This is a genomic window from Streptomyces cucumeris, from assembly GCF_024295805.1.
GTDB lineage: Bacteria > Actinomycetota > Actinomycetes > Streptomycetales > Streptomycetaceae > Streptomyces > Streptomyces cucumeris.
Genome location: NZ_JANCLX010000003.1, coordinates 280546 through 306500 on the forward strand (window position 1 = coordinate 280546; position 25955 = coordinate 306500).

Annotated in this window: 19 protein-coding genes; 9 read left to right on the plus strand and 10 right to left on the minus strand. The window is 70.9% G+C overall.

What is annotated here, in order from left to right; genetic code table 11:
* Positions 1-195 precede the first annotated feature (195 nt).
* Both NMK44_RS06385 and NMK44_RS06390 read left to right on the plus strand, forming a co-directional pair.
* The gene (locus NMK44_RS06385) at positions 196-1902 is read left to right on the plus strand and encodes a sigma-70 family RNA polymerase sigma factor (RefSeq protein WP_254739165.1); all 1707 of its coding nucleotides are present in this window, start codon (positions 196-198) and stop codon (positions 1900-1902) included.
* A 345-nt stretch (positions 1903-2247) separates the two neighbouring features.
* Positions 2248-3033 carry an RNA polymerase sigma factor gene (locus NMK44_RS06390; RefSeq protein WP_254739167.1) on the plus strand — a complete coding sequence of 262 codons (786 nt, stop codon included), beginning with the start codon at positions 2248-2250 and terminating at the stop codon, positions 3031-3033.
* 145 nt (positions 3034-3178) lie between these two features.
* Here the strand turns inward: NMK44_RS06390 and NMK44_RS06395 are convergent, their stop codons facing one another.
* Together NMK44_RS06395 and NMK44_RS06400 are read right to left on the minus strand one after the other, a co-directional pair.
* On the minus strand, positions 3179-3604 hold the full coding sequence (locus NMK44_RS06395) for a hypothetical protein (RefSeq protein ID WP_254739169.1): 426 nt from the start codon (positions 3602-3604) through the stop codon (positions 3179-3181).
* 98 nt (positions 3605-3702) lie between these two features.
* The gene (locus NMK44_RS06400; protein WP_254739180.1) at positions 3703-4980 is read right to left on the minus strand and encodes a ricin-type beta-trefoil lectin domain protein; all 1278 of its coding nucleotides are present in this window, start codon (positions 4978-4980) and stop codon (positions 3703-3705) included.
* Between the two features lie 417 nt (positions 4981-5397).
* Between NMK44_RS06400 and NMK44_RS06405 the strand changes: the two genes are divergently transcribed.
* Positions 5398-7590: a bifunctional polysaccharide deacetylase/glycosyltransferase family 2 protein gene (locus NMK44_RS06405; RefSeq protein WP_254739182.1), complete on the plus strand. Its 2193-nt coding sequence runs from the start codon at positions 5398-5400 to the stop codon at positions 7588-7590.
* 39 nt (positions 7591-7629) lie between these two features.
* On the opposite strand, the gene NMK44_RS06410 is transcribed toward NMK44_RS06405, so the two are convergent.
* Together NMK44_RS06410 and NMK44_RS06415 are read right to left on the minus strand one after the other, a co-directional pair.
* Positions 7630-9189 (minus strand): M4 family metallopeptidase, encoded by a 1560-nt coding sequence (locus tag NMK44_RS06410; RefSeq protein ID WP_254739473.1) that lies wholly within the window; start codon positions 9187-9189, stop codon positions 7630-7632.
* Positions 9190-9436: 247 nt separating this feature from the next.
* Positions 9437-10771 carry a S8 family serine peptidase gene (locus tag NMK44_RS06415; protein ID WP_254739184.1) on the minus strand — a complete coding sequence of 445 codons (1335 nt, stop codon included), beginning with the start codon at positions 10769-10771 and terminating at the stop codon, positions 9437-9439.
* 852 nt (positions 10772-11623) lie between these two features.
* Between NMK44_RS06415 and NMK44_RS06420 the strand changes: the two genes are divergently transcribed.
* The 4 genes from NMK44_RS06420 (at position 11624) to NMK44_RS06435 (ending at position 16401) form a co-directional block, all read left to right on the plus strand.
* The gene (locus NMK44_RS06420) at positions 11624-12469 is read left to right on the plus strand and encodes a hypothetical protein (RefSeq protein ID WP_254739186.1); all 846 of its coding nucleotides are present in this window, start codon (positions 11624-11626) and stop codon (positions 12467-12469) included.
* A 6-nt stretch (positions 12470-12475) separates the two neighbouring features.
* Positions 12476-13963 carry a hypothetical protein gene (locus NMK44_RS06425; protein ID WP_254739188.1) on the plus strand — a complete coding sequence of 496 codons (1488 nt, stop codon included), beginning with the start codon at positions 12476-12478 and terminating at the stop codon, positions 13961-13963.
* Between the two features lie 281 nt (positions 13964-14244).
* Positions 14245-14829, plus strand: a complete 585-nt coding sequence (locus NMK44_RS06430) for a carbonic anhydrase (protein ID WP_254739190.1) — start codon at positions 14245-14247, stop codon at positions 14827-14829.
* 66 nt (positions 14830-14895) lie between these two features.
* Entirely contained in the window at positions 14896-16401 is a 1506-nt protein-coding gene (locus NMK44_RS06435) for a SulP family inorganic anion transporter (RefSeq protein ID WP_254739192.1), read from the plus strand.
* An 86-nt stretch (positions 16402-16487) separates the two neighbouring features.
* Here the strand turns inward: NMK44_RS06435 and NMK44_RS06440 are convergent, their stop codons facing one another.
* Positions 16488-17846, minus strand: a complete 1359-nt coding sequence (locus NMK44_RS06440) for a sigma-70 family RNA polymerase sigma factor (protein WP_254739194.1) — start codon at positions 17844-17846, stop codon at positions 16488-16490.
* Positions 17847-18673: 827 nt separating this feature from the next.
* Between NMK44_RS06440 and NMK44_RS06445 the strand changes: the two genes are divergently transcribed.
* Both NMK44_RS06445 and NMK44_RS06450 read left to right on the plus strand, forming a co-directional pair.
* On the plus strand, positions 18674-19246 hold the full coding sequence (locus NMK44_RS06445; RefSeq protein ID WP_254739196.1) for a hypothetical protein: 573 nt from the start codon (positions 18674-18676) through the stop codon (positions 19244-19246).
* 68 nt (positions 19247-19314) lie between these two features.
* Positions 19315-20550: a DUF1266 domain-containing protein gene (locus tag NMK44_RS06450; protein WP_254739198.1), complete on the plus strand. Its 1236-nt coding sequence runs from the start codon at positions 19315-19317 to the stop codon at positions 20548-20550.
* A gap of 48 nt (positions 20551-20598) precedes the next feature.
* On the opposite strand, the gene NMK44_RS06455 is transcribed toward NMK44_RS06450, so the two are convergent.
* From NMK44_RS06455 to NMK44_RS06475, 5 genes are all read right to left on the minus strand, one after another.
* Positions 20599-21774 (minus strand): mandelate racemase/muconate lactonizing enzyme family protein, encoded by a 1176-nt coding sequence (locus NMK44_RS06455; protein WP_254739200.1) that lies wholly within the window; start codon positions 21772-21774, stop codon positions 20599-20601.
* Between the two features lie 106 nt (positions 21775-21880).
* Positions 21881-23212 (minus strand): MFS transporter, encoded by a 1332-nt coding sequence (locus NMK44_RS06460; RefSeq protein ID WP_254739202.1) that lies wholly within the window; start codon positions 23210-23212, stop codon positions 21881-21883.
* Positions 23213-23344: 132 nt separating this feature from the next.
* Positions 23345-24316, minus strand: a complete 972-nt coding sequence (locus NMK44_RS06465; RefSeq protein ID WP_254739204.1) for an SMP-30/gluconolactonase/LRE family protein — start codon at positions 24314-24316, stop codon at positions 23345-23347.
* Positions 24313-25263, minus strand: a complete 951-nt coding sequence (locus NMK44_RS06470; RefSeq protein ID WP_254739206.1) for a sugar kinase — start codon at positions 25261-25263, stop codon at positions 24313-24315. Before NMK44_RS06470 ends, NMK44_RS06465 begins: the two co-directional genes overlap by 4 nt.
* A complete protein-coding gene (locus NMK44_RS06475) occupies positions 25263-25901 on the minus strand; it encodes a bifunctional 4-hydroxy-2-oxoglutarate aldolase/2-dehydro-3-deoxy-phosphogluconate aldolase (RefSeq protein WP_254739208.1) in 639 nt (212 codons plus the stop codon). The genes NMK44_RS06470 and NMK44_RS06475 overlap by 1 nt, the downstream gene beginning before the upstream one ends.
* Positions 25902-25955 lie beyond the last annotated feature (54 nt).

Below are 25955 nucleotides of genomic sequence, written 5' to 3' on the forward strand. Positions count from 1 at the left end.
GCATGGCACCCTCGGGGCGCACACCACACCTCCCGCGCCCCTGAACCGGCCTGCCCGGCGTTCCCCACTCGCCGGGCAGGCCGCCCTTCCGGCCCGACCGGACCGGCCCCCACCCCAGGGCGGGTCCCTCCCCGGCATCCCCGTCCGTGCAGCGGTGGATCCGGGGGACATCGACACCCGAGACCAGGACGACGCATGTCTGCCAAACCCGACCGGATCCCGCTCCACGACCTGCCGGACACGGAACTCACGGAGTCCGTGCGCACGGGTGAGGGCGATGAGGCCGCCCTCACCGAGCTGTACCACCGGCACCGCCCCGCGGTGCGCGCCTTCGCCCGCACCTGCTGCCGCGACGCGCACACCGCCGACGATCTGACCTCGGAGGCCTTCGCCCGGACCATCGACGCGGTGCGCCGGGGCAGAGGTCCAGACGCCACATGGCGCCCGTATCTGCTGTCGGTGGTGCGCCGCACCGCCATCGACTGGGCGAAGTCCGCCCGGCGCGCGGATCTCACCCACGACATCGAGGAGTGGGCCGACCACCTCGCCCCCGCCGACAGTGGCGAACAGGTCGCGCTGCGCCGCGAGGACGACGACTTGGTGATCGAGAGCTTCCGCTCGCTGTCGACGCGCTGGCAGATGGTGTTGTGGCACACGGTGGTGGAGCGTGAGCCCGCCACCCGTGTGGGGGCGAGGCTCGGCATCAGCGCCAGTGGTGTGGGGTCCCTGGCCGAACGCGCGCGGGAGGCGCTCCGCGAGGCGTATCTCGCGGAGCACGCGCACAGCGACCGGACGACGGACGAGTGCCGCAGCTACAGCAAGCTGCTGGCGGCGGCGGTACGGCGTACCGGCCGACTGCAGAACAAGCACATCGAGCGCCATGTGGCCGGGTGTGAGCACTGCCGCAGGGCGCTGGGCGCCCTCACCGACCTCAACAGCCGGCTCCGGGCGGTGCTGCCGGGGGCCATACTCCTGTGGGCTGGACCGGGGTACCTGTCCGCGGGCCAGTCGGCGACCGCCGACGCGGCGTCCCCCGCGCTGTCCGTGCCGACCCCCCAGGACGGCTCGAGCGCGGGTGTCGGCGCACCGCACGCGGGTGGGGGCAAGGTCTCCCTGTGCCTGGGCGCCGCCACCACCGCGGCGGTGGTGGTGGCCATCGGCGCGTATCTCCTCACACCGCCCGGAGAGCAGGCGGAGCCGCCCCGGGCCACCCGCCCCACGGCCGCGCTGCCCACACAGCAGGACACCACCCGTGCCCTCCCCCCACCGACCGCCACCGAGGGCCCCGGAAAGCGGAACCGGGGCTCCGGGGCTCGTCCGACGTTCGTCCCCCGCGCCCCCTCGACGCCGCACCCGGCTCGGTCCGCCGCTTCCCGCAGAGACTCCGCCACGACGTCACCGGTCCCCGTCCTCACCGGTCCTACACGACTGCGCGTGGTGGCGAACGGAGACTGCATGGAGATCCCGGGCGATACGAGCGTGACCGGAGTCGAGCCGATAGCAACCGACTGCGACGGCAGCGCGAAGCAGAGCTGGGTCGTGGTCCCGGCGCCCACGGGGCGGTTCGTACTGTTGCGCAACGCCTCGACGCGCAAGTGTCTGCGCAACTCCGGGACGCGGGAGGACCGGGCCCCGGTGCAGCAGCAGATCTGCGACGCGCGCGACGGGCGCCAGCTCTGGCGGGTCGTGCACACCCGTGAGCAGAACACCGCGGGGAAGGACACGGCGGGAAAGGACACGGTCGCCTTCGTCGACAGCAGCGGTCTGATGGCGCTGGGTCTCAACAACCATGAGCAGGCCACCCAGGGGCCGGCGTACGGCGCCGTCATCGGCACATCGCACCGTGCTTCCGGATCGCCGGCGCTGCGCTTCCGTCACGACCGGACCACGGACGGGAGGTGACACCGCATGGGCAAAGGGTACGCAAAGTATGGGGATGATCTTCGTGGCCAGGGGTCTTCCGTGTGAGAGCCATCATTCCGCGCGCTGAAGGACAGTTCCTCGATGACCCCCACGCCACTGCGTCCGTTCCACCTTGCGCGAGAGCGTCGCCCGCACGCACAGCGCTCCTTGCCGTTTCCGGCACTCCGCGCGGTGGTCACACGGCTGAGGCGGCTGAACCCCGGCAGGCCGACGAAGCCTCTGAGGCGTCAACAGCCTTCATTCGCGGTGCACTTCTGGGCCACGGCCGCCAGAGCGGCGTACCTCGTCCGGCGGATACGGAGGAGAACGATCGGGCGGACGGTGATGGGCGACGCGGTGGCGGCGCAGCGGGTGCGTGAGGGGCGCCGGGACGCCTTCCTCCTGCTGGTGGACCGGCACGGCGCGGCCGTTCACGCCTATCTGCGCACCTGTCTCACCGATCGCGGCGAGGTGGATTCACTGACGGAGGAGACGTTCCGCAGGGCTTACGCGGTCGCGCTGCGCGGCACCGAGCCGTACACCCACTGGCGGGTCCAACTCCTGGCCACCGCCCGGGGGCTGGCGGTGTCCGTCTGGGCCCGGGACCCCTACAGCGTGGATGTGGCGGACGGGTTCCGCCACTGGGCCGCGCGTGGCGGGGTGTGGCCCCTGATGGCCCGCTCGGCGTTGTTCGAGGCCTATCGGAGCCTGCCGTTGCGCTGGCAGACGGTGCTGTGGCACACGGCCGTGGAACAGGACGGCCCCGCGCTGACCACCGATGTGCTGGGGCTGCCCCGCGGTCAGTACACGGCGGTGACGGGACGGGCGCGCCAGGCGCTCCGCGAGTTCTACCTGGACGTCTACCGCAGGGCGGTCGTGCGCCGGCCGTCCTGTACGGCCTTCGTCCAGTCCTACAGCCGCCGCCCGGCGATCGTGTCCGCGGAGTGGACCCGCGCTCACGCCATCCGCTGTGTGCGGTGCGGGGAGGTCGAGTTGGACCTGTCCGACGTCGGCTACCAGTTGTGCGCGCAGTTGCCCGCGGCCCTGCTGGGCTGGTGGCACGACCCCCTCTACCGGGAGGCCCGCGCCACTCCCCTTCCGATGAGCCCACCGGCGTTCCTCCACCGCTGACCGGGTGGGGAGGCCGCTGGAGGGGGGCGGCCACCCCACTCCGCCGGAGCCCCCGGACCGGCCCCGCACGGGGTCGGTCCGGGGGCTCCGGTACACCGGTACACCCGGGGCATGGCATCCGGTGGGTTCCGGGGTGCGGGCCCGGCTATGCGCGCGGGCCCCCGGACGCGTCGCCCCTGCCCTGGGTGGTGGCGGGCATCGGGCCCGCGGCGTGGACACCGCCACCGCCGGCCATGTGGTTCGTCGCGGAGGCGCCCGTGGTGTTCTCCAGGACGTGACGGCTCTGGTCGGTGGCCGACCGGGCCTGCAGCATGCCGGGCCCCGGAGGGGCGAGCGAGGTGGCACGTGACTCCGCGGCGGAGGTGTCGGTCGGGGACACCCGGGTGGAACGGGTGGAGAGCCGGTGGCTGGCGGCCTCGTCGAGGCCCACGGTTCGATTGAGCTGAGCGGCGAGCCGTCCGGCCTCTCGGCCCAGTGCGGCGACATCATCCCAGCTCAGATGGAGAACCAGCTGGAGTTCGGCGCCGCCGTCGGGCAGTGCGTGGACGGCGAGGGTGCCGGTGTTGTTCATCAGGAGTCCTTCACTAGCGGGCGGGTGACACGGCCGGCCGGGCCGTGAGGTGAGGCCCTGGGGCCCGTGCACCGGCACGGACCCCAGGGCAGCGCACATCACCCAGAAGACTTGGGCAGTTCCATCCGGAACTCCGAGGCGGTGGGCGTGGATGTCTTGCCCTTGCCGGGGCCGTTCTGGTTGAGGCCCTTGACGCGCAGGTCCTTCTTACTGGCGCGGTTCACCAGCCGGTACCGGTCGGCGGAGAACTTACGGCCGGAGGGCGTCCACCACTCCTGGCGGAGGTCGCCCTTCTTGCACGCGGCCAGCGTCGGCGCCCCGGTGCCCGAGGGGGCGGTGAGGCACTTGCCGTTGAACGTGAATGTCAGATAGCCGTCGGCACCGATGGCGCGGCGCCAGGTCTGGGCTTCGCCACCCTCACAGGAGTCCTGGCCGACACTGGACTGAGCACCGGAGTCGAGGCACTTCCCGGTGTTCTGCGCGACGAGCCGGATCTCCACCGGCTCGGCGGGCTGGTCCTTGATGAGATAGGGGCTGTTGGCGACGTTCTCCTTCGGGTGCGTGGCCAGGTAGCTGCCCTTGGCCGGACGCGGGTCGAAGTAGTGGAACTCGTCCTTGGCGCAGTCCAGGACCACATTGGCCATGAGGTCGTTGCAGCGCGGTGTCCTGTCGTAGCCGCGGCAGATGGGGTCACCGCCCTGGCTGTGGTTGTTGTTGCAGTGGCTGACGCCGAAGTTGTGGATCAGCTCATGGGTCACCGCGGCCACGGTGCCGCAGCCCCATGAGACGGCGGCCCAGCCCTTGTGCAGATTGGCCCGTGCCCTGGGGCCGGGACCGGCGCCCACGCCACAGCCCCGTGCTCCGTTGTCGTAGAAGTAGACCGGCCGGGTGCGCTTGAAGCGCTCCCGGGTGGCCCGGTCCGACTTCGCGATCGCGGCCGCGAGAGCCGACTGGGCCTTCTTGCGGGTGTCCCTGAAGGACGGCCTGCCGGAGAGGCCGTCCACGGCGACGGACATCACCTTGATGCGGCATGCCTCGTCCTGGACGAAGCGGAGGCGTCGGCTGTCACCGTTGCCGAAGCGCTGGGCGCTCGCTTCGAAGACCTGGTCCGAACTCCACATGATGTGCTGGATCTTCGGGATGGCCTTCGCGGAGTTGTCACGACCGGCGGCGTGGACATAGACGGGCTGGTACCAGCCCTTGCCGCCGCTGTCCTTCTGGTCACAGGCCACCGGCGGTGCGGTGGTGGAGGACACCTGAGTGCCCGCGGAAGGCTGCTTGGCTCCTTCGTCGGCCCAGCCCGGCAGACCGATCGAGGTCCAGCCCAGCGCGGCAACACCGGCGAGCGCGACAGGGATGGCCACCTTGCGGGGCATCTTGTGTCGGTTTTTTGGCACGTGTTCTCCAGAACGGGGAGAGAACCGGCCTGAGGAGGATCCACTGCACGGGAATCCTGGAGGTCGCTGCGCGAACGCTACCGCAGTCGGCGGTCCGGAGCACATCGCACACCGCCGGGTAAAGGACGGGCAAAGAGGCAGGATGCCCCGTGGGGTCGACGGTCTTCCCCTGTGACAACCGCAACCAGTGAGGGAGCCGGAGGAGGCGCCCGAGCAACGCGGTCCTGGAGGTCGCACTCCCCGTCATGTCCCGCACACCACCCTGACCAATGGAGCAAACTCCTCATGTAAGTGACAAATCTGGCCAATGCGGTGAAACCGTGAACAGATCGCCGCTCCCACACGTCAGAAGGGCATGACCCACCTTTCGGCCCGGCGCCGTGGAAGTGCTGTCTGATGGCCGGGCACCACGCGCAGGCGCGGCAGCCGCGCGCGCACTGGTTCCTGCTGGCCGTGGTCCTCTCGCTGGTCTCCACCACCCTGTTCTTCGAGGGCTGGAGCACCCATCAGGTGTTCGCCGCTCCCGACGCGCGCCGCCCCTGTGCCCAGCCCGCCCCGCCCTCCGTCACCGGCGGCGGGCCGGTCGTGCGCATCGAGGGCGACACGGTGAAGTCCGCCTCCATGCCCCCTCATACGGTGGCGCTCACCTACGACGGCGGCCCGCATCCGGTATGGACCCCACGCCTGCTGGACCTGCTGCGCGAACACCACGCACACGCCACCTTCTTCCTCAACGGGGCCCAGGTCACCCGGCATCCGGCACTGGTGCGGCGCATCCTCGCCGAGGGGCATGAGATCGGCTCGTCCGGCTACACCGGGGCCATCCTGGGCTCCGTCTCGCCCCTGCGCGCCGACCTCGAGCTGGCGTTCACCCGGGCCGCCCTGGAGGGCGCCACGGGCGTCTCCACCCATCTGCTGCGCATGCCGCGCACCACCTCGGTGGACACCCTCTGCGGCGCCGAGTGGCGGGCCGCGCGCCGGGCCGCCGGCGACGGCTATGTGCTGGTCGCCGCCGACCGGCCGCGGCGCGGTCCGGCCCTCGGCGTGGTCCGGCAACTGGAGCAGGACGCGCCGGGATACCGGCGGACCGAGAGGCTGCTCAGGAACCCGGAGGCCGACGAGTTCACCACCGTCACGGCCGGGCTCGGCCGACTCCCCGCCAATGAACCGGCGTCGGTCACCGAACGCTGGCGCGGCACCCGGCTGCTGTGGTTCGCCGCCTCGGGGCATGCCCTCGCCACCGCGCTGGCCTGGGTGCTCGGGGTCGCGGGTGTGCTCGGGCTGCTGCGCGCGGCGCTGCTCCTCCTCTTCTCCCGGACACACCTCCGCAGACTCAGGCGGCCGCGTCCCGGGGCGCCCTGGCTGCGCCATGTCGCGGAACCGGTCACCGTCCTCGTCCCCGCATACAACGAGGAAGCGGGTATCGCCACCACGGTGCGCTCACTGCTCGCCTCCACCCATACCGCCTTGCAGATCATCGTGATCGACGACGGGTCGGGGGACCGCACCGCGGAGATCGTGGCGTCGATCCCCGACCCCCGGGTCACGCTCGTCCGCCAGGCCAACGCGGGCAAGGCCGCCGCCCTGAACACCGGGCTGGCGCACGCCCGTCATGACATCGTGGTGATGGTCGACGGGGACACCGTCTTCGAACCGGACGCCATCCGGTGGCTGGTCCAGCCGCTGGCCCATCCCGCGATCGGCGCGGTCAGCGGCAACATCAAAGTGGCCAACCGCAGTGGTCTGCTGGGCAGATGGCAACACCTGGAATACGTGGCCGGCTGCAATCTCGATGTGCGGATGTTCGAGGTGCTGGAGTGCATGCCGACCGTGCCCGGCGCCATCGGTGCCTTCCGGCGGGAAGCGCTGATGGGCGTGGGTGGCATCAGTGAGGACACCCTCGCCGAGGACACCGATCTGACCATGGCGCTGTGGCGGGCGGGGTGGAAGGTAGTCTACGAGGAGCGCGCCGTCGCCTGGACCGAGGTGCCGCGGTCCGTCGGCCAGCTCTGGCGGCAGCGCTACCGCTGGTGCTACGGCACCCTCCAGGCCATGTGGAAGCATCGCCGAGCTGTCACCGAAGTCGGCTCGACCGGGCGCTTCGCCCGCCGCGCGCTGACCTACATCGCGCTCTTCCAGGTGATGTTGCCGCTGCTCGCCCCGCTGGTCGACATCTTCGCGGTCTACGGGCTGTTCCGCTATGACACACCTGAGGTGATCGCCGCCCTGCTGGGGTTCCTCGCCCTCCAGCTTGCGGTCACCGGATACGCGCTGCGGCTGGACGGGGAACGGCTGGGAGGTCTGTGGGTGGTTCCGCTCCAGTCCGTGTTCTATCGGCAGTTGCTGTATCTGGTCGTTCTGCATTCGGTGGTCACGGCGCTCAGCGGCGTCCGGCTCCCATGGCACCGTATGCACCGCTCCGGTCTGGCCGGGCTACGGCTCGGCCACCAGGCCCCGGCTCCGGCCCCGGCTCCGGTGAAGGGGCGGCATCGCTCCGGAGCGGGGGCGGAGGGGGGCACGGAGGTGACCGGGCGCGGCAGAGCGGGGCCGCACCGGTGGCAGCCGGTACGGCCCCGTCATAGGGGGTGAGGACGTGGTCAGGCCCTCATGGCCCCCATGCCGTCGATGTCAGCGGACATTGACGGCGGTCCACGCGGCCGCGACCGCCTTGGCCTCCTTGCTGCCGGAGCCGTACAGCTCGCCGGCCGCCTTGATGGTGCCCTTGCGGGCTTCGGCGTAGGTGGTGGTCGTGGTGAACTGCTCGGTCAGCGCCTTGTACCAGATCCGCACGGCCTTGTCCCGGCCGATACCGGTGACCTTGGAGCCGTTCTTGGTGGGGCTGTTGTACTTGACGCCGTTGATGGTCTTGGCGCCGCTGCCCTCGCTGAGCAGGAAGAAGAAGTGGTTGCCGACCCCGGAGGAGAGGTGCGGGTTCAGTCCGCCGGTCTGCTCGTCCCAGTAGTCCTGGGAATGGCCGTCCTTGCTCGGCTGGTCCATGTAGCGCAGCGGCTTACCGTCGCCGCGCAGGTCGACCAGCTCGCCGATGAGGTAGTCGGCGCGGTCCTTGGAGTTCTTGGCGGAGAACTCCACCGCGGTGCCGAAGATGTCGGAGGTGGCTTCGTTGAGACCGCCGGACTCGTTCTCGTAGCGCAGGTTGGCGGTGGCGGAGGTGACACCGTGGCTGAGCTCATGGCCGACCACGTCGAGCTCGGTGATCGGTTTGCCCCTCTCCCCGTCACCGTAGGACATGCAGAAGCAGTCGTCGTGCCAGTAGGCGTTGGCGAAGTTGTTGTCGACGTGGACCCGGCTGAACGCGGCCTTGCCGTCGTTCCTGATGCCGTTGCGCTTCAGGGTGTTCTTGTAGAAGTCCCAGGTCTTGGCGTGTCCATAGGCCACGTCGACCGCCGCGGTCTGGCGACCGCCGCCCCACTTGTCGTCCTTGTCGGTGAACAGCTTGCCGGGCGAGAGGTCCCGCCAGTCGACGTTCTGCGCGTCGGTGGTCCGGTGTCCGCCGTGGGCGCGGTCGACGAGCTCGTAGGAGCTGCCCTTCTTGGTGGTGCCCAGATCGACCTTGCCGCTGTAGTGGCCGGTCCCGCTGCCGGTCTCGATGGTCTCCTCGGTGGACAACTGCTTACCGGTGGTCGCGTCGGTGACCACGCGCAGCATGCTGGGCGTACCGTCCGGCTGGGTGCCGGTGACCGTGGTCTCCCAGGCGAGCGCCGGCTTGCCCTCGGCGGCCCAGACGACCTTGCGGTGCGACTCGGCGCGGGTGCCGTCGTTCTTCTTCTCCCGGGAGGCGGCCAACGCGGTCTTCTCCGCACTGGAGGCGGATCTCTCGGCCGTGAGCGACGGCACGGATATGCGCGCCGAGACGGCCTTGGTGACGTCGGTGGCCTCACCCTTCTGCTCGTGGGTCACGAGGTCGCCGCCGAGCACCGGCAGTCCGCCGTAGGTGCGCTCGTAGCGGGTGTGGACGGTGCCGTCCGCGGCCTTGATGACATCGCGGACGATCAGCTTCTCCTTGGCGCCGAGGCCGAGAGCCCTGGCGTCGCCGGAGGCGTCCTTCTGTGCGGCCTTCAGTTCCATGACGCGCTGCTGCGCCGGGGACGCGGACGGCGCGGGTGACGCGCCCTTGGACGTGTGGTCGGGGCTTGCGTTGGCGAATCCTTCGACTCCGGCCACGACCATGGCGGCGGAGGCCGCCAGGATCGCGATACGCCGGACACGCTTGCGGGTGTCGGTGGAGGCGGAGTGAGTGCCTGTCACATGAACTCCTCATCGGAGGCCGTGCGGATCACGGCCAGGGGGACGGGGCGGCGGGATGGGGCCCGCCGCCCCGAGTCAGGGGTGTGCGAAGCCGATCGCGCCGGGGGAAGGAAGGCGATGGGCATCGCGGGGAGAGCGCCGCTCGAGTCCGCGGGCGCGGGAAGGAGGGCTACCGGGCGAAGGTGCCCTTGAAGACCTTGGGGTCGTGGAGGTCGAGGAGGGGTTCCTTGACTCCGTCGCCGGAGTTGTCGGTCCAGCCGGAGTTGCCCGCCTTGAGGATGGCGGCGCGGATGGCCATCACGTCCTGGCGGTTCTTCGGCTTGTGGTCACCGCTGGCCAGCCAGGCCGCGGCGCCCGCCACATGCGGGGCGGCCTGGGAGGTACCGCTGTAGTTGGAGTACTCGCCGTTCTTGAAGGTGGACTGGATGCAGTCACCGGGAGCGGCGATGTCCACGCCGGGGCCGAAGTCGCTGCCGCCACCGTTGACGTGGTCGATCCACAGCGAGTCGTCCTTGTTGCGGTTCTTCTTGTTGCACCAGCCGAACGAGCCCTTGCCGCCCGGCTTTCCGTCACCGTCGCTGAGCGCGGAGACCGTGATGGCGTCCGGGACATCGGCCGGGGTGTGGTACTTGGCGTCCTTGACGTCCTTGCGCTCGTTTCCGGCGGACACCACCACCACGACACCCTTGGCGACGGCCCGGTCGACGGCGTCCTTGACCGCGTTGGAGCTGTCGTCGTAGCCCGCGCTGATGTTGGCCACTTCGATCTTGTCGGCGTGGGCCGTCACCCAGTCCAGCCCTGCGACGAGCTCCGAGGAGTTGCCGGAGCCCTCATCGTTGAGGATCTTCAGGGACCACAGCCGGGCACCCGGTGCGACACCGATGTAGCCGGTCTTGTTGTCCAGCCCACCGATCACACCGGCGACATTGCTGCCATGGCCGTCACCGTCCGCACCGGAGTTGTCCACACACTTCTGGACGCCACTGCAGTTCACCGAACGCACGACGTTGAGGTCCGGGTGGCTCTTGTCGACCCCGGTGTCCAGGACCGCCACGTCCACGTCCACCCGCTGATCGACACCATCACCGACCTTCAACGCCTTGTTCTGCGTCGCCCCGACACGCTTCACACCATTGGGCAACTGCTGACCCGCAACACCCTCCGACCCGCGGTGACCAGCTTCCTCGACGGGCGTCCGGACCGTGCCGTCACGTTCGACATACGCGACCTCGGGGTCGGTGCGCAGCGTGTGCACGGCTTCAGGTGTGAGCTTCGCCGAGAACCCCCGCACGGTCGAGCGATAGACCGACTCCACGGTCACACCGTTCATCCCCTCGACCACCGACGTGGGGTCGACTGCCGAGCCCTTGGCGGCGGAGTCCTTGAGGACGACGATGTAGTCACCGGGGCGCTGCGCGGGCTGCTGGGTGGCGCCCATACCGGGCGCCACACTGATGCCCGCGGCCACCGCCGACAGACCGACAAGTATCCCTATGCGTTTCACACTTCCTCCGTGAGGGGTGAAATCGATGACGGACCAGGTGAATCAGAGAGAGGTCATGGATTCACCCGTCCTCGGCTCTGCCGGAGGGGACGACAGACCAAGGAGGTTCACAGAAAAACCAGTTGGGATTCCCGGCACGCGTGCCCGATCAGGGCAATGACCAGGGGAATCACATAAACCCGTCCGCCGCATCCGGGGCGGAGGAATGGGTCATTTTCTATCGTGCGGCGGATCGAGTGGCAATGTCTGGCGGGAAGTTCGGCTGTTCGCCACTTCCCGGGCCGAAAGAACCGGCCGCGCCGCATTCATGGCATGGCGGAGCAACCCCTTCGCCCACTCGCGAGAAACGTGGAGCCATCACGCGTCCGGCAGTGCGGCATTCCGGGGAACCGGCTGAATTCGGCGTCACCGCCCGCCCGGAGGACCACGCCCTCCGGGGTCGTGGTCGGTATGTCGTCCACCGCGTTCGGCTCCGTCAGCCGGGTGTGCCGCACTCAAAAGGATCTCCTCCACGAGCATTCTCTTCGGCGTGGTGCGCGTGGGGGTTGCCCACACGGACTCCACGGCCACCGGGCCGACCTCTGCACTTCGGCCCCGCCGTTTTCCCCCTTCACCCTCAAGACCGCGCCGCCACCTCGGACATCCCGGCTCTTTACTATTGCTTTACGGTCAACGAGGATTGATGTTCCCCATCGCGGTTCCGCCGTCGCGGCGCCGACGACCTCGTCGGCCGCCCGGATGGACCGCCTCCCAGGCGCGCTGACGCGTACGGAAAGCGTCCCGGCAGGACTGAACACCGCGGCCGCCCAACCCGTATCCACCTGCGCGGCACATTTCCGGATTGGAGCCCCCATGGAACACAGAGCGAAACGACAGTCGGCCCGGCTGAGCCGGACCGCCATGACGGTGGCCGCCGTGGTTCTCGGTGGGAGCGGCCTGGCGGCATTCGCCCTCCAGACATCCGGAGGGGCGGCGGACAGAGGTGGAGTGTCCCGCCCCGCCGACCCCGGCGCCGGAGTCAGCAGCGGATCGGTGTCCGCCCTCGAATGCCCCGACGTCGGCCGTGTCATCCTCGGATCCCCGGATCAGGAGCGGACATCGCCCCCACCGGCATTGATCGAGGCGGACTCCCGCGTCGTCGCGAAATACCGGACGCTGGCGGACGACAACACGGAACGCATCCGTCAGGACGCGTCCTGGGCCCAGGACCGGCTGCTGACCCCGTTGCGGGATGAGCGGCTGGCTCTCATCCGTCGCCATCTGCCATCGCTGGACTCCGAGTCCGGGTCCGGGCAGCCCGCGGAGCTGGCGTCACGGGTGCGGTGCACCCTGCGGGCGGCGGGAGGAGCGGAGAGCCGCCCCTCGGGCACCGGCGGCACGACGGACCCCGACAGCGCCGCCGCCGAAGCCACCGACGACCCCGTGGGCGGTGACGATCCCGTGGATGGTGACAGCCCCGCGGGCGGCGACGACAACAACGGGAACGAGAACGGCAACGAGAACGGCAACGGGGACGGCCAGGACAACGGGAACGGCAATGGGAACGGGAACGGCGTCCCGGGGAGAGGGGACGGTTCGTTCAGCAGGAACGGCAACGGAAACGGCAATGGCAACGGGAACGGCGACGGTCAGGACAACGGGAACAGCAACGGCAATGACAACGGCAGCCGCCTGAGCGACGACCGCCCCGGGGGCTGACTCCTTATGTCGTTCGGCCAGAAGTATCGTTTCCTCGCAGCCCTTCCCGACACCCGGCTGACCGCCGTCGTACGCGGCGAGGGAGGGGCCGAAGAGGAGATCGCGGAGCTGTACCGGAGGCACCGGCCGGTGGTCCGCGCCCATGCCGACGCCTGCTGTCCGGATACCCACACCGCCGAACACCTGACGTTCGAGGCGTTCATCCGGACCGTCGAGAGCGTACGGCGCGGCGGCGGGCCCACCGGTTCATGGCGGCCCCATCTGCTGGCGACCGTGGAGGAGCTCGCGGCCGACGGGGGCATGACGCACGGTGGCGGCGACGAGCCCGCACTCGGCGCCACCGTCCGCACCGACCTGAGTCCGGGCGATGAGGGCGAGCGCGGCCATCCGGACCCCGATCCGTCCGCCGAGGAGCGCGAGCTCCTGCTCCGGGGTTTCCGACTGCTTCCGGAGCGCTCGCGGTCGGTCTTGTGGCACGCGGTGGTGGACGGGGAGTCGGCCGCGCAGACGGGGAAGCGGCTCGGGCTGACTCAGAGCGGTGCGACGGCGCTGCGCCGGCACGCCCGCAGGGGCCTCCGCGAGGCGTATCTCTCCTTCTTCGCCCGCAGTGACCGGAGCAACCGGAAGTGCCGCAACCACAGCGGCCTCCTCGCGGCGGCCGTCAGACAACCCGGCAAGCCACCCGGCAGACTCCTCTCATGGCATCTGGACGGCTGCGCACGCTGCCGGAAGGCGTTCCACAGCCTCACCGACCTCGACTCCCGGCTGCGCTCCCTGCTCCCCGCCACCGCGCTCCCCCCGACCGGGCCGACGGCGCCTGACGGCCGGCCCGCCGGTCCACCGGACATGGCGGGGCCCGAGGCCGACCGGACGCCCGCACCCCGCGCCCGCCCCTGGTCCGGAGCCGCCTCACTCATGGCGGGCGCGGTACGGAAAGGGCTGGTTCTCGCGGCGGTGCTGTCGATGGTCTCCTTCGGCGCACACCTCCTCCAGCGCCACGCCACGGGTCCGGAGGGCGGGCCGTCCACCACACCGCCACCCGGGACGGCGGCCCCGTCGCAACCCCCGGGCGGCGAGCGGGAACCGACCGCCCCTGAACGGCCGTCACCGGGCCGTCCGTCCGGTGGCGCGCCCGTCACCCGGCCCCCCGCGGAACCGGTGCGTGAACTCCCCACCGGCCGCCGGACGTCACTGGAGGTCATCGGCTCCGGGCAGTGTCTGCGGGCGGCGACCACCGGGTCCGCCACCGCGCCCGCGGCGTGTGACGGCGGAGCCGACCAGGAGTGGCAGCACGTCATCTTCCGGGGGCGGGACGTACTGCTCCGCAGTGCCACCTCCGGCCGGTGTCTACGCGACAGGGGCGGCGCCGAGGGGGCGGACGAGCAGCGGCCCTGTGAGGGAACGGACGAGGGCCAGGTGTGGCGGACGGAGTTCAGCGAGACGGAGGGATCGCTGATGGTCGTGGGCGCGGCAGGGGGACGATATGTGATCTGAGCGCTACCCGCGCCACCCGCTCCGCCTGCGCCGCACCACCCGGCGCTTGGAGCATGAACTACTCAACTACTCAAAAAGCAACATCACTTTAACAAAACTTCACACATCCCGGCATGGTTGGGACTGGTATCCCCATGCTCACGGTTGCATTCTTGCGCTGCCCTTCAGGAGAACGTCCGCGCGCCTGACCGACTCATCGTGCCGAGCGCGCCCCGACACCCTCATACCGTTCAGAGGCTATCCCGCGCCCGCCCGACGGCCGGCGCAGAAGGCAGGCCACTGTGCAACTCCTCGTCGACAACGCCCGTTCCTTCCCCGACTGGGTCGCCCGGCGCCCCGAGATGTTCCGGGACCTCGCGGCCGGACAGACGCCGATGGCGCTGTTCATCACCTGTTCGGACGCACGGGTGATCCCGTCCCTCATCACCGGTGCCCGTCCCGGAGAACTCTTCGAACTGCGCACCGCGGGCAACATCGTTCCGCCCTACGACCCCGAGCGGCCGGGCGGGGAGGCGGCCACGATCGAGTACGCCCTGTGTGTCCTGGGGGTGCGTCACATCATCGTGTGCGGCCACTCCCACTGCGGTGCCGTCGGAGCCCTGGTCCACGGTGACGATCTCACCCCCCTGCCCGCGGTCCGCACCTGGCTGCGGCCGACGGCGCGGGAACTGCCGGTGGCCCACGGCGTCGCCCACGCGGTACGCCATCATGTGGTGCGGCAGCGGGACGCCCTCGTCGATCACCCCGCCGTGCGGGACCGGCTCGCGCGGGACCTGCTGTCCCTGCACGCCTGGTACTACGAGGTGGACACCGGTGTGGTCAGTGCTCATGACCCCAGGGCAGGCGGGGAGTTCACACCGCTGTAGGCGCCGCGTCTCCCACCTCTGTTTCCCCAGCACACCCTTTTCGACAGCACACCGAGGAGTCCCTCCATGTTCTCCGCGTTATCCGCGTTATCCGCCCGGAAAAACCTGGATCAGCGCTCCGCCGTCCTCTGGCGTGACGCACTGGCGTCACTGGTCGTCTTTCTGGTCGCGCTCCCCCTGTGCGTGGGAGTGGCCGTCGCCTCCGGTGTTCCCGGTGAACTCGGACTGGTCACCGGGATCGTCGGCGGCCTGGTCGTGGGCGCCCTGCCCGGCAGCACCCTCCAGGTCAGTGGTCCCGCCGCCGGTCTGACCGTGCTGGTGTACAACGCCGTGGAACGGTTCGGCCTCGGCACGCTCGGCGCGCTCGTACTGATCGCCGGACTGCTCCAAGTACTCCTGGGCGCCCTGCGGTTCGGGCGCTGGTTCCGTGCGATCTCGGTGGCCGTCGTCCACGGCATGCTCACCGGTATCGGTCTGATCCTCGTCCTGGGCCAGATCTATGTGATGGCCGGGGCCGACCAGCCCTCCGGTGGCCCCGGCAAACTGGCCGGGACGGCCGAACTCCTGGGCACGATCGCCCTCGACAGCACGGCGCGTACCGCCTTCCTGGTGGGTCTGGGGACCCTGGCCGTCCTCGTCCTGTGGCCGAAGGTGTCCGGCCGGGCCCGGATCGTTCCGGGCCCCCTGGTCGCGGTGACGCTCGCCATCGCGGCCACCTCACTGCTCGACCTGCCCGTCGCCACCGTCGAGGTGCGGGGTCTGCTGGACGCGGTCCAGCCCCCCGGTGGCGGCGCCCTCGACGACCTCCTCAGCGCGCAGGCCCTGGGCACCATCGTGGCCTTCACCCTGATCGCTTCGGCCGAGAGCCTGTTCAGCGCGGCCGCGGTGGACCGTATGCACAACGGTCCGCGCACCGACTACGACAAGGAGCTCATGGCGCAGGGAGTGGGCAACACCCTCTGCGGAGCCCTGGGCGCCCTGCCGATGACGGCCGTCATCGTGCGCAGCGCCGCCAATGTGCAGGCCGGGGCGCGGACCTCGCTGTCCCGGATCCTCCACGGACTGTGGCTGCTGCTGTTCGCCGCGCTGCTGCCCGCGGCCATCGGTGTCATCCCGCTTCCCGCGCTGGCGGGTGTCCTGGTCCACGCGGGCTGCAAACTGGTGCCGGTGAAGGAGTTCATCCCGATGTGGCGGCAGCACCGCGGGGAGGCCGTGATCCTGGGCGCGACCGCCGTCGCCGTCGTGATGACCGATCTCCTCGAAGGCGTTCTGCTCGGGCTGCTCCTCTCGGTGTGCAAGGCCGCCTGGGATTCCTCACGACTCCAGGTCGAGACGCGGGAGTACGACGACGGCCGGGTGGTGGTGGCCCTCACCGGCAATGCCACCTTCCTCCGGCTGCCCGGCACACTGGAGCAGCTGGAAGGGCTGCCCACCGACCGGCCCGTGGAGCTCGATCTGTCCGGGGTGCGCCATGCGGACCTCGCCAGTTGCGTGGCGCTGGAGAACTGGGCCCGGCGCCACAACGACGCCGGTACCGCGCCGGTCCGGCTGCTGCCCCCGGCCCATCCATAGACCGCGCGGCGTGCACCGGGCAGCGTGGACCGCGCGGCCGTCCGGTGGCTCATCCCGGGCGGTGGCACGATGGCGTGGCCGGGCCCTCAGGCCCGGTACGTCCCGCCCTCGCTGCCGATGAACACGAGCGACCGCTGCTCCACCCGGTACGCGAACCGCCACAACTGCCCGCCGTCCCCGCTGTCGCACGCGCGCTGCTCCCCGGACGTGGCCGAGGAGCCGGAGTCGCGCAGACACAGGCCCGACACCATATTGCGCAGGAGGACGGTGCGCCCCCGGAACTGCAGCCGGACCCAGGACTGCCCGGCGGAGCCGTCACAGACCGCGGCCCGCAGCCGGCTCCCCCGCCCTCCTTCCAGACACCGGCCTCCGGCCGCCGTGCGCAGCACGGTCCGGCCCGCCTCCGGCAACCGGCGGTCCGCGGCCGGGCCACCCGGCCGCGACGGCGACGACGGGTCGCTCCCCGGCGCTGCCGGTGCCGACGAGGCGGGCGGCGGAACCGTCTGCGGGGACGTCGGGGAGTCGCCGGGGAGCAGCGCGAAACAGCATCCCGCCGCCAGTGTCACCGACGCCGCCGCGGGGAGGTGCAACCCGGCGGCGAGGGAGGTGGAGGCGGTCGCCCCGGCCAGCGCCGTCTTGGTGGTGCCCGCCTGTGCGGCCAGATATCCGGCTCCCCCCAGCAGGATCGCTCCGGGCAGTACGGTACGCAGCCGGGAGTTGAGGTCGGTGAGGTCCGCCATGACCCGACGGCAGGCGGCGCATTCGCTCAGATGCCGCTGGAGGGGCCTGCCCGGGCGGCGGCCCTTGCGCCGTACGGCGGCCGCCAGCAGTGCGCCGTACCGACCGCACTCCTCGTCGTCACCGCCCCGGTCGGCATGCACGCTGAGGTACGCCTCACGCAGCCCCTCGCGGGCGCGCTCGGCCAGGGAGGCCACACCGCTCGCGCTCAGCCCGAGCCTGGCTCCCACCGCCGCCGCCGGTTCGCCCTGCACCACGGTGTGCCACAGCACTTGCTGCCAGCGCTCGGGGAGGCGCTGGAAACTGCGCACGACGAGATCGTCCTCCTCCTTGCTGAGGGTCAGCTCCTCTCCGTTGAGCGTCTGGTCGACCTGGTCCTCGATCTCGTCACTCGGCTCGATACGGCGGTCCCGGGCCGCCCAGTCGATGGCGATGCGCCGGGCGGCGGTCAGCAGGTAGGGACGCCACACTCCGCTGGGACCACCACCGCGCCTCGTGGCGTCGATGGTGCGGGCGAACGCCTCGGAGGTGATGTCCTCCGCGGTGTGCGGATCCCGGCAGCAGGTGGCGGCGTAGGCCCGTATGGCCGGGCGGTGACGCGCGTACAGCTCCGCGAGTTCCTCATCGGCCATATCGCCGCGGCGCAGGCAGGTGGCCAGTTCGTCATCCGGCACGTGCTGGAAGGGGCGGTGGTGCACAACTGACATGGCGGTACCTGATTTCGCGTACTGAGGAAGCCCGACTCGGGCTCCGCTGCCGCAGAGTAGCGCGGGGGGACCTCTCCTTCGGGGGCGTTCCTGGAATTGCTCCACAGGGCTCAAACAAGGGCACGCGACCGGCAGCAGGTAAAGCATGGGCAAAGTGCCGGGACATGGGTGCCCGGGGAACGGTCTGACCATCAGGACCACTGAGCACGGCCCGACGCACCGTATCCACACCGCCCCCACCTGCGAAGAGGAAGCCACATGCCCCTCGACCTTCCCTGACGGTTCCCTTCGGAAGGCGATTTCCCGGACCCCGGCACATCTCACGATCCCGGTGTGCCGTTACGCGATACGCGGCGTCGTCACAAAGGCACGCGACAGCACCACGCCCGCCTTTCCGCTCATCCTCATCCGAACCGGCCGACGCGAGCCGGAGCGCTGATTCATCCCTGCCCGCGTAACGGGACTCTGCCGTGTCGGCATGCCCTATACGGCCAGGGGGTGGATACGACCGGAGGTCACCGATGTCCCAGCAGAGACCCGTTGTTCATCGGCCGATGGACGAGGAACCCGCTCAGTCCCGCGTTCCGGATGCCGTCGACGCGAGCGACGACCCCCGCGTCCCCGCACCGGCCATCCGGATCCTCGGCACGGCCGCGTATCTGAGAGAGGCCCGGGCCCTGAGTGCCACACCGCTTCCCGGGGACACCGCCGTCGGCCCGGCTCCCGGCCCTCCCGCACCGTCCACCCGTCCCGGCATCCTCAGAGTCTTTCCGCCGCCCCCGGCGGCCACGTTCTTCCCACCGGACGGAGCGGCATAGGGTGAGGCCATGTCGTGGCAGATGTCGACCGGCAACCCTTATGGCGCGATACCCGGTACGGGGAGCGGATCGGCGCATCCCGCGTCCGTCCAGCCGTTGCCCGGCTACCCCCTCCGGCCGCGTCCCTCCCCCGTGTCGACGGACAAGCCCGGCGGGGCCTTCCCGTATGCGGCGCCCGAGCAACCCGTCTGCCAGGTGTGCGCGGGAGCGCCCGCCGCCAGGATGGCGGTCCGGCACCACCAGGGGCTCATCGTCTTCGTGCTGTTCCGGAAACGGGCAGGCCGCTTCTGCCGGGTCTGCGGCACCGCGGTGTTCCGCCAGGGAATGACCAGGACCCTGTGGCAGGGCTGGTGGAACCCGCTGTCCGCGCTCCTCTTCAACCCCCTCACGCTCCTGCTGAACCTGCGGGTCCGCGCCACTCTCAACAGCCTGTCCAAGCCCGGGGACGACCTGTCCGGAACCAGGTTGTCCCCCGGCAAGCCCCTGCTGCGCCGTCCGATGGCACTCCTCGGACTCGTGCCCACGCTGGGTGTGCTGTGTTTTCTCGTCCTGCTCGCCGTCGACGTCGTGCGCACTTCATAACGCCCGCGGCCCACGAGGGATCCGGCCCCGCGGGAGACGAACCGACGTGCTCGATAGGATCGTTGCTCATGGCCAGCGGGGAGAGCATCGCGAACGGTCCGGCCGGGAGCCGGACGGAGTCATCGGCACCGTGGCGCGCTCCGAGCGTGGTGGAACGCGAGCTCCACGAGGCCAGTACACAGGGCGACTGGTCCGCGTTCTTCGACGTACTGGCCGGTGCCGACCTCTTCGTCGCCGACTCCGCGGACCGGCTCCGGTCCGCCCCCGGGACCATCCAGTGCACCCCCTACTGGTACTCCACGGTCCGGGCGAACTGCGTCCCCCTCCTCACCGAGGGCATGCTGCCCCCTCCCGGCCAGGACACCGTCTTCGAGCGCGCGAGCCTCGGCTGGCTGGCCGACACATGGCAGAACCGCGGCGACTCGTCCTGGGTGGTCATCAATCCGGGCAGCCCCTGCGAGGTGTTCTTCCCCGTCACCCGGCACCATCGCGCCCTGTGGCGCGAGCACGTCGAGCGGGTGAACAAGGACCGCGGCCCTTCCCACCACCGCTTGCGACTCAGGGCACTCGAGGTGGGCGGAGTGACATCGGGGCCGGTGGCCCACGGTCTGGCACTGGCGGCCCTGATGATGGTCAACAACGGCGAGCTGTGGAACACCGTGGCGTACCACGGCGACGGCTACTCCGATCAGAAGAACCGCCTCGAGGAGTGGTGGGGCATCACCAGCCGCGCGGAATGGCGGCGGTCGGAGGAGCGGCTGCTCACCGCCGACATGGTCAGTGGCACCGCGGGGGACTTCGTCCTCGGTGTCCGCCGCACCCTGGCCCGGGACTTCGGCGGCCGGGTCGAGGTGACCCACTGGCGGCAGGCGGCCGAGCGCGTGGTGCGGCAGGACGCCGAGGACGATGCCGAGGCCTCGGCCCGGGTGGCGGAAGTGCGGCGGATCATCGGCCGCATCGTCCGCTACGAGGAACGGTTCCGTGCGGACGGAGTGCTGGAGAGCGAGAAGGCCATCACCTCCGTGGAGGCATGGGACCACGGCCGGGCCGCGGCCATGGCCCGCTGGGGCGTCGCGGCACGCTACTGCGACCAGCAGGAGGCCGAGCGGGCCCTCGTCCGCGCCGGCAGGGTCAGCCGGATCGCCTACCGCTCGTGGGAGGACTTCGCCGCCGCCTTCATCCTCGGCCGCTGCCTCCACTTCGACGAGGAGGAGTTCGGCCACTGGTACACCGATATGTACGAGGCGCACCGCATCCTCATGACCGATCCGAAGAGCCCCTGGAAGACCGTCCCCTGGGCCTGACCGGTCACCCCCGTCGGGGGGTGACCGATGTGGTGTCGTCCACGTGCGTCAGAAGCGGGCGACGGTGTAGCGGTCCACGGCGGCCTCGTCGAGTTCGAAGCCGAGCCCGGGGCCCTGGGGCACGGTGAGCGCGCCGTCCCGGAACTCCGGGGGGTTGCGCAGGATGGCTTCCCGGATGGGGTTGGGCAGCCGGTTGTACTCATAGGTGCGCAGGTTGGGGGTGGCCGCGCACAGTTGGAGCGCGGCACACAGACTGACGCCCGAGCCGACGCCGTGCGGAGCGATGTCCACGTGGAACGCGGAGGCGAGTGCCGACAGACGGGTTGCCTCGGTGATCCCGCCACTGCGGGCGACGTTGGGCATGAAGACGTCGATGGCCCGGTGGGTGAGGGAGTCGCGCAGGTCGAAGCGGGTGAAGTGGGTTTCGCCATTGACGAGGGTCAGCCCGGTGCGGCGTCGCAGCTCGGCCAGGTTGGCGAGGTCGTCGACCTGGAGCGGTTCCTCGTACCAGGAGATGTCCAGGTCGCGCAGGACCGCGCCGACCCGGGTCGCCTCATCCAGGTCATAGGCGCAGTTGGCGTCGGTGAGCAGGGTGATGCCGTCGCCGACCGCTTCCCGGACCGCGGTCAGATGGGCGCGGTCGGTCCGCACACCGCGTCCGATCTTGACCTTGAGGGCGGTGAATCCGGACTCCACGAAGCCCATCGCCTGCCGGGCGGAGTCGGCGGGGTCGGCGTGCAGGGCGACGGGGCTCGCGTAGCAGGACACCCGTTCGCGGACGGGTCCGCCGAGCAGGCGGTGGACGGGCTGCCCGGCCACCTTCCCGCGCAGGTCCCACAGGGCGAGGTCGATCCCGGCGAGGGCCTCGAGGTAGAACCCGCGGTTGTGTCCGCCCGCGGCCTGGCCCCGGTAGAGACGTTCCCAGACGGCGGTGGTGGCCATACCGTCCTGGCCGACCAGCAGGGGGGCCAGCACCTCGGCCACCACGGTCGCGGTGACCTCGGGCGACGGCAGTCCGTACGCCTCCCCGACACCGACCCGGCCGTCCTCCGCGTGAACCTTGACCAGGGTCGCGTACTGACCGCGCCGGGGCAGCACCAGGTGGCTGGAGGCGGGGTACTTCAGCCAGTCCGGTACGTCGTCGGGCGAGTCGTAGAGGTCCTCGAAACGGGCGGCGAGCGCCAGGGCCTCGACCTTGGTGATGCGCAGGGGCGTTGTGCTCAACGGTTCTCTCCACTCGGTTGGTGGCCGTCCGGTCCACCGGGTGGCGGGCGGACCGGACGGCGTGCCCGGCCCACCGGGTGGCGGGTGGTCCGGGCGATGGGGCCGGTCAGGTGCGGATGGCTCCGAGCTCATCCGTTGTCTGACCGGCGGTCTCACGTCCGGCGTAGACGGCGATCAGCGTCACCAGACAGCCGGCGATGGCGTAGAGGGCGACCGGTACGAACGAACCGCTGGCGGCCACCAGGGCGGTGCCGATGAAGGGCGCGGTGCCACCGAAGAGGGCGCCGCCGAATTCACGGCCCGTGCTCACCCCGCTGAACCGGACCCGCGCGTCGAACTGCTCGGCCACCAGGGCCGCCTGGGGGCCGAACACCATGTCCTTGCAGACCGGGATGGCCAGCACCATGGCGAGGAAGACCAGCGGTGTGCTCCCGCTGTCCAGCAGCCAGAAGAAGGGGAAGGCATAGGCGACGGTGCAGACCAGCCCGATGGTGACCATGGTGCGCCGGCCGATCCGGTCCGACAGCCAGCCCCAGAACGGGATCGCGGCGATCTCCAGGGCCGAGGCCAGCGTGACCGCCCACAGCATCGTCGACTTGGGTATGTCCAGGGTGCCGGTGGCGTAGGAGATGCCGAACGCCTGGATGAGATAGCCCCAGATGAAGCCGGACACGGTGATGCCCATGGTGCGCAGCACCGCGCCGGGCTGCTCCTTCAGCGTGACCAGCAGCGGGAAGCGCACGGTCTCACCGCGGTCCTCCATCTCGGCGAAGACCGGGGTCTCCTTGATGCCGCGCCGGACCAGCACACCGAACAGCACCAGCAGGGCGCTGGCCAGGAACGGCAGTCGCCAGCCCCAGGAGTTGAACGCGCTCTCGGGCATCATGCTGACCAGTGCGAACACCCCGGTGGCCAGCAGGAACCCGGCGCCGGTGCCCATCGCGGGCACGGCGCCGAAGAGCCCTCGGCGGCCCGGTGGCGCGTTCTCCACGGTCAGCAGGGTGGCGCCGGCGAACTCACCTCCCACCGCGATGCCCTGGAAGATCCTCAGCGTGACCAGCAGAATGGGTGCCCACACACCGGCGGTGGCGTGCGTGGGCAGGACACCGATCAGCGTGGTCGTCAGGCCCATGCCCAGCATGGTGATCAGCAGGACCTGCTTGCGCCCGATCCGGTCGCCCAGATGACCGAAGATCACGCCGCCGATGGGCCGGGCGGCGAAACCGACACCGAAAGTGGCGAACGACGCCAGGGTGCCGCCGACCGAGGACGAGCCGAAGAACAGCGGACCGAAGATCAGCGCGGACGCCAGGCCGTAGAGGTTGAAGTCGTACCACTCCAGCGCGGTGCCCATGGTGCTGGCCACCATGGTCCGCCGGTCGGTCCGGACGGGTTGTGTGGCGACGGCGCCGCCGTCGGCCACGGACACACCGGTCATGGAAGTACCTCACCAGATCGCTCGGGGGGATGAAAGGTGGGCGTTAACGTATGCGATATACGATCCAACCCGCCAGAGTTCTGCACCAAGTCGTCGCCAACTCCCTCTACGTGCCGGTCATATCGCACTGTGTCACGACAACTGGGTCCGGGTGACGCCTCCGTGGAGCCGGAAGGGATACGCGGGCCGAGCCGTCGTACGGCAGGGCCGGGACAGGACCGCTCCGGCCAGCGGGTCGGGCCGTTCCAGCCGGTGGCGGGCCGTGGTCACGAACATCCGCCCGCCACCGAAGGCCACACTCGTCACCTGTGGGGTCGGCACGTCGACCACCTGGACCGGCCGGCCGTCGGGGGCGAACGAACGCACCTGCCCCGCACCCCAGACGGCCACCCACAGCAGGCCGTCGTCGTCCACGGCCATACCGTCGGGCCGCCCGGTACCCGGCGGGAACACCGTCAGCGTCTCCGGCGCGCCCAGTTCGCCGGTGACGGGATCCACGGGATGGCGCACCACGGTCCCGTGGGCGCTGTCGGCCAGGTACATGGCCGTTCCGCAGGGAGTGAACGCCGGGCCGTTCGGTACCGCGAGGCCGCTCAGCACACGGTGTACGGAACCGTCGGTGTCCACCCGGTACAGCGAGCCCGCACCGGGCGCGCCGTCGGCCGCCATGCTGCCCGCCCAGAACCGCCCCGAGGGGTCGCAAACCCCGTCGTTCATCCGCATCGGCACCGTGGCGCCCGCCTCCGGGCGGGCCAGCCATCTCGGCCGCCGGCCGGGGGCCACCAGGGCGACTCCCGTACCGGCAGCAGCGATCCACACGGGTGGAGCGTGCGGTGCGGCCGCCACCGGTGCCACCGCACCGAGCGGCATCCCGAGGCCGAGCAGCCGTGGCGGCAGCTCGGTTTCCACGGCCCCGCACCGGTACAGATCGCCCGCGAGCAGATCGACGAACAGCAGCCGGCCCTCGTACCAGCGCGCGCCCTCGGCGAGATGGTGGCGCCCCCGGGCCGCCGGACGCCAGCCCGCGGGAGCCCCGTTGGCCGGTCTCCGGTGGCCATGTGCGGGGCCGTGCGGGTGCCCGTGGATGCCCTCCTCTCCGGTCACCGCAGTGTGCTTCCCGGATCGGCGCGCAGCAGATCGATCTCATGCCGCGCGGGCAGCCCTTCCCAGTCGCCGCGCGAGGCCACCGCGAACGCCCCGGTGTACACCGCCCGGTCCAGCCGGGCCTCCAGTGGTTCACCGTCCAGGACGGCGGACAGATATCCGGCGACGAAACCGTCGCCCGCCCCGACCGTGTCCCGGACCGGTACCGCCACCGCGGGCAGCGACACCGCCCGTCCGGGGGCGAACGCGGCGGCGCCCGCGGCGCCACGTTTGACCACGACCTCCCGCACCCCCTGGTCCAGCAGCGCCGTGACGCGTTCGCCCTCGGTGGCCGCCGATGCCGGGGCCGCGAGAGGGAGTTCGTCATCGGACGCCACGAGGATGTCGACATGGGGCATGAGCGGGCGCAGCACCTCGGCCGCGGCCCCACGGGACCACAGCCGTGACCGGTGGTTGACGTCGAGGCACACCAGCGCACCCGCCTCCGACGCCCGGCGGGCGGCGGACTCCACGGCATGCCGGGGGCCCTCGCCGAGCGCGGCGGTCACACCGGTGAGGTGGACGATCCGGGCACCCGTGGCGAGCGCGACCTCCAGGTCACGGATGGTCAGCAGCGAACCCGCCGAGCCCGTACGGTAGTAGCTCACCCGTACCAGGTCGGCCACTCTCGGCTCGAACACCACCAGACCGGTCGGCCCCCTGTCGGTCACCCCGGAGTAGGAGATGTCCACCCCCTCGGCCCGGAGGGTGCGCCGCACCAGACGGCCGAACTCATCCGCCCCGGTCAACCCGGCCCAGCAGACCCGGTGTCCGAGCCGGGCCAGGCCGATGGCGACGTTGGACTCGGCGCCCGCCACGGACAGCTTCAGGGGTCCGCCGAGGAAGAGCGGGTCGTCGGCGCGCAGTGCCGCCATCGTCTCCCCGAAGGCCAGCACATCGGGGGTCATCACACCGCCCCGAGGATCTCGTTGCGGAACCGGTCCACACGGCCGGCGAGGGCACCGAGGTGCCCCGGGCCGTCGGCGGCGACGCCGATCAGCGGGCTCCCCACGCCCACGGCCGCCGCCCCGGCGGCCAGGTACGACCGCGCGGCGGCCGCGTCGACACCACCGACCGGCACGAACGGGACATCGGGAAAGGGAGCGCGCAGCGCCCTGAGATAGTCGGCGCCACCCAGGCTCGCCGGGAACAGCTTGACCGCGGCCGCCCCCTCGCGCACGGCCGCCGCGACCTCGGTCGGGGTGAGCGCGCCCGCCAGCACGGGCAGTCCGCGCTCCCGGCAGGCGGCAACCGCGCTGGTCACACCGGGTGTCACGGCGAAGGCCGCACCCGCGTCGAGGGCCTGGTCGGCATCGTTCTCCGTGAGCACCGTGCCCGCGCCGAGCAGGGACCGGGGGCCGAGTTCGGTCCGGGCGCGGGCGATGACACCCAGGGCGTCGGCCCCGGAGAGCGACACCTCGACGGCACCGACGCCGTGCCGGAAGAGGGTGAGCACCGTGTCCAGGGCCGCGCAGGGATCGCCGCCCCGGACGATGGCGAGCAGACGCTGGGCGCGCAGGGCGACGACGAAGTCGTCGGGGGTCATGGGAGCCTCCGAGGATTGCCGAAATTTAGTAGATCGTATACCTTCTGTAAACGG